Source organism: Pseudomonas sp. MWU13-2100, from assembly GCF_023242365.1.
In the GTDB taxonomy this organism is placed as follows: domain Bacteria; phylum Pseudomonadota; class Gammaproteobacteria; order Pseudomonadales; family Pseudomonadaceae; genus Aquipseudomonas.
Map to the genome: position 1 here is coordinate 1 of NZ_JALLIX010000088.1, position 4,385 is coordinate 4,385.

Here is a 4,385-nt window from a genome sequence, read left to right on the forward strand (position 1 = left end):
AGGAGCAGGGCTTGTCGGATCGCCGCACCGCCGCGAAGAGGTCCTTGAACCGTGTATTGTTCTTGCGGGACAGGGGGCGTGATTATCTTCAGCGGGTCGCCGCCAGGCTCTCCAGGAAACTTTCCAGCACCAGGTGCGGCCGTCGGCCCTTGCGTGTCACCGAGGCCAGGCTCAGGTCATAGAAACGACTGTCGGCCTTGAGGGCGCGCAACCGGCCCTGCTGGACCCAGAGATTGGCATAGTGATCGGGCAGGTAGCCGATATAGCGCCCGGTCAGGATCAGGAACGCCATGCCTTCGCGATCCGAAGCACTCGCGGTGCAATTGAGCGCCTGGTAATGCGCCTGGATCTCGGCCGGCAAGCGGAAGGTCGGGGCGATGGCGTCCTGGGCGTTGAGGCGTTCATCGTCCAGTTGCTTGTCGTCGACATAGAACAGTGGATGACCCACCGCGCAGTAGAGCAGCGAGCGTTCGCTGTACAGCGGTTGGTACTCCAGGCCCGACAAGGCACTGGCCTGGGGCACCACGCCGACATGCAGGCGACCGTCGAGCACGCCTTGTTCCACTTCGTTGGGAGCGATCATGCGGATCTGGATCTGCACATCCGGCCCGCGCTCCTTCAACTGGGCCAGCGCATGGGTGATGCGCATATGGGGCAGGGTGACCAGGTTGTCGGTCAGGCCGATGGTCAGTTCGCCACGCAGGTGCTGGTGCAGGCCGTTGACCTCGGTGCGAAAGCTTTCCAGGGCGCCCAACAGTTGCAATGCCGAGTGATACACCTCGCGACCTTCCTCGGTCAGCGAGAAACCGGCCCGGCCGCGCTGGCACAAACGCAGTCCGAGGCGTTGTTCCAGATCACTCATTTGCTGGCTGATGGCCGAACGACCGATGCCGAGCACGCTTTGCGCCGCGGAAAAGCCGCCGCACTCCACTACGCTGCGAAAGATACGCAGCAGACGGATATCAAAGTCGCTGACTTGCGCCAGGGGATCGGGGCGGCGGCTGCTCATGGCTTGGTCATATGGTTTAGTCTTCTACTAACTGAACATTAGAAAAGTTGGATTTTATAGACTTTATCGCCATGGCAATTTAGCTGCAAGAACGCTTTCAACTCCTGCGCCGCTTATTGCCCTGCGAGGTTTCGCCGATGAACATGCCCGAACACGTCCCTGGTTCCCTGGCCAGTCAGCTCAAACTCGATGCCCACTGGATGCCCTACACCGCCAACCGCAACTTCCAGCGCGACCCGCGGCTGATCGTCGCCGCCGAAGGCAGTTGGTTGATCGATGACAAAGGCCGCCGGGTGTATGACTCGCTGTCCGGCTTGTGGACCTGCGGCGCCGGGCACACCCGCAAGGAAATCCAGGAAGCGGTGGCCAAGCAATTGGGCACCCTCGATTACTCGCCGGGCTTTCAATACGGTCACCCGCTGTCGTTCCAGCTGGCTGAGAAAATCACCGCGCTGACCCCGGGCAACCTGAACCATGTGTTCTTCACCGACTCCGGCTCCGAGTGCGCCGATACCGCGGTGAAGATGGTGCGTGCCTACTGGCGCCTGAAAGGCCAGGCGACCAAGACCAAGATGATCGGTCGGGCCCGTGGTTATCACGGGGTGAACATCGCCGGGACCAGCCTCGGTGGCGTCAATGGCAACCGCAAGCTGTTCGGCCAGGCGATGATGGACGTCGACCATCTGCCCCATACCCTGCTGGCGAGCAATGCGTTCTCCCGTGGCATGCCGGAGCAGGGTGGTATTGCCCTGGCCGATGAGCTGCTCAAGCTGATCGAACTGCATGATGCGTCCAATATTGCCGCGGTGTTCGTCGAGCCCATGGCCGGCTCCGCCGGTGTCCTGGTACCGCCACAGGGTTACCTCAAGCGCCTGCGGGAAATCTGCGACCAGCACAATATCCTGTTGGTGTTCGACGAAGTGATCACCGGCTTCGGGCGTACCGGCGCGATGTTCGGCGCCGACAGCTTCGGTGTGACCCCGGACCTGATGTGCATTGCCAAGCAAGTCACCAACGGTGCCATCCCGATGGGGGCGGTGATTGCCAGCAGCGAGATCTACCAGACCTTCATGAATCAGCCGACGCCCGAGTACGCGGTGGAATTTCCCCACGGCTACACCTACTCGGCACACCCGGTGGCGTGCGCCGCAGGCCTGGCGGCGCTCGACCTGCTGCAAAAGGAAAACCTGGTGCAGAGCGTCGCCGAAGTCGCCCCACACTTTGAAAATGCCTTGCACGGCCTGAAGGGCAGCAAGAACGTTATCGACATCCGCAACTATGGCCTGGCCGGCGCGATCCAGATCGCGGCCCGTGACGGCGATGCCATCGTGCGTCCGTTCGAAGCCGGCATGGCCTTGTGGAAAGCCGGTTTCTACGTGCGCTTCGGCGGCGACACCCTGCAGTTCGGGCCAACCTTCAACAGCCAGCCGAAGGACCTGGATCGCCTGTTCGATGCGGTCGGCGAAGTGCTGAACAAGCTCGACTGATCCTTCTATATAGAAGGCCAACGCTATTCCCTGACAGGAGCGAGGTGACTCGCTTCTGTACGTCCATGTTCTGGAGCCCCGCAATGAGCGCAATTCAACATTTGATCGACGGCCAACTGGTCAGCGATTCCGGTCGTACGGCCGCCGTGTACAACCCGTCCACCGGCCAGGTTATCCACCAGGTGCCGCTGGCGGATCGCGAGACCATCCAGCAGGCCATCGATTCGGCCAAGGCGGCCTTTCCGGCCTGGCGCAATACCCCGCCGGCCAAACGTGCCCAGGTGATGTTCCGTTTCAAGCAACTGCTGGAGCAGAACGAGGCGCGTATCGCCCAACTGATCAGCGAAGAGCACGGCAAGACCCTGGAAGACGCCGCCGGTGAGTTGAAGCGCGGTATCGAGAACGTCGAGTACGCCTGCGCCGCGCCGGAAGTGCTGAAGGGTGAATACAGTCGTAACGTCGGTCCGAACATCGATGCCTGGTCCGATTTCCAGCCGCTGGGCGTGGTGGCGGGTATCACGCCATTCAACTTCCCGGCGATGGTGCCATTGTGGATGTACCCGCTGGCGATCGTTTGCGGCAACTGCTTCATCCTCAAGCCGTCCGAGCGCGATCCGAGTTCGACCCTGCTGATCGCCCAGCTGCTGCTGGAAGCTGGTTTGCCCAAGGGCGTGCTGAACGTGGTGCATGGTGACAAGGCCGCGGTGGATGCGCTGATCGAGGCGCCTGAGGTCAAGGCCCTGAGCTTTGTCGGCTCGACTCCGATTGCCGAGTACATCTATGCCGAAGGCACCAAGCGCGGCAAGCGTGTCCAGGCTTTGGGCGGGGCGAAGAACCATGCGGTGCTGATGCCGGATGCCGACCTGGACAATGCGGTCAGTGCCTTGATGGGCGCGGCCTATGGTTCCTGCGGTGAGCGTTGCATGGCGATCTCCGTGGCTGTCTGCGTCGGCGACCAGGTGGCGGACGCGCTGGTGGCCAAGCTGGTGCCACAGATCAAGGCGCTGAAGATTGGTGCGGGTACTTCGTGCGGGCTGGATATGGGGCCGTTGGTTACTGGTCAGCATCGCGACAAGGTCAGTGGCTATATTGCCGATGGCGTGGCGTCGGGCGCGCAGTTGGTGGTCGACGGTCGTGGCTTGAGCGTCAAGGATCATGAGGAGGGCTTCTTCCTCGGTGGTTGTCTGTTCGATCGCGTGACGCCTGAGATGCGCATCTATAAGGAAGAGATCTTCGGGCCGGTGCTGTGCATCGTCCGGGTCAACAGCCTGGAAGCGGCCATGCAGCTGATCAACGATCACGAATACGGTAACGGCACCTGCATTTTTACCCGTGACGGTGAAGCGGCGCGTCTGTTCTGCGACGAGATCGAAGTGGGCATGGTCGGGGTCAATGTGCCGTTGCCGGTGCCGGTGGCTTATCACAGCTTTGGTGGTTGGAAGCGTTCGTTGTTTGGTGATCTGCATGCCTACGGTCCGGATGGTGTGCGTTTCTACACCCGGCGCAAGGCGATCACCCAGCGTTGGCCGCAACGTGCCAGCCATGAGGCGTCGCAGTTCGCCTTCCCGAGCCTGTAAGCATCGGTGGGGGAACAAGGTCCGTATAGGCTTCGTCTATGCGGGCCTCTTCGCCGCACCGCCGCGAAGAGGCCCTCAAAGCCGCCGCAACCCTCGTTATTTGCACCGTTTCTGGCTCTTATGACAGAAAAGTGAAAATAAGCGTTGACGGGAAATCCTGTGGCTCTATAATTCGCACCACTTCCGGCGCAGTCGAAACGGAAAAGCCTTTGAGATTCAATGAGTTACAAAGGTTTTGAGGGTTTTGGCAGGCGGTTCGCTTCAGTTCATCGAAGCGTGGAAGTAGCTGAAAAGGCAGTGTGTTTTCGCCTG

General features: G+C 61.0%; 4 protein-coding genes. 2 read left to right on the top strand and 2 right to left on the bottom strand.

The features are described 5' to 3' along the window. Window positions 1–88 precede the first annotated feature (88 nt). Window positions 89–1,009, bottom strand: a complete 921-nt coding sequence (locus M5B99_RS29290; protein ID WP_248807410.1) for a LysR family transcriptional regulator — start codon at window positions 1,007–1,009, stop codon at window positions 89–91. A gap of 137 nt (window positions 1,010–1,146) precedes the next feature. Here M5B99_RS29290 and M5B99_RS29295 point away from each other — a divergent pair, with 137 nt between their 5' ends. Both M5B99_RS29295 and M5B99_RS29300 read left to right on the top strand, forming a co-directional pair. Continuing rightward, window positions 1,147–2,496 (top strand): aspartate aminotransferase family protein, encoded by a 1,350-nt coding sequence (locus M5B99_RS29295; protein WP_248807411.1) that lies wholly within the window; start codon window positions 1,147–1,149, stop codon window positions 2,494–2,496. 83 nt (window positions 2,497–2,579) lie between these two features. Then, entirely contained in the window at window positions 2,580–4,073 is a 1,494-nt protein-coding gene (locus M5B99_RS29300) for a CoA-acylating methylmalonate-semialdehyde dehydrogenase (protein ID WP_248807412.1), read from the top strand. A gap of 118 nt (window positions 4,074–4,191) precedes the next feature. On the opposite strand, the gene M5B99_RS29305 is transcribed toward M5B99_RS29300, so the two are convergent. After that, window positions 4,192–4,385 (bottom strand): hypothetical protein (locus M5B99_RS29305; RefSeq protein WP_248807413.1); only part of this gene is annotated, 194 nt, incomplete at its 5' end.

Excerpts from the sequence above, each read along its gene's own strand:
- M5B99_RS29290 (WP_248807410.1), bottom strand. The coding sequence starts at position 1,009 with ATGAGCAGCCGCCGCCCCGATCCCCTGGCGCAAGTCAGCGACTTTGAT.
- M5B99_RS29295 (WP_248807411.1), top strand. The coding sequence starts at position 1,147 with ATGAACATGCCCGAACACGTCCCTGGTTCCCTGGCCAGTCAGCTCAAA.
- M5B99_RS29300 (WP_248807412.1), top strand. The coding sequence starts at position 2,580 with ATGAGCGCAATTCAACATTTGATCGACGGCCAACTGGTCAGCGATTCC.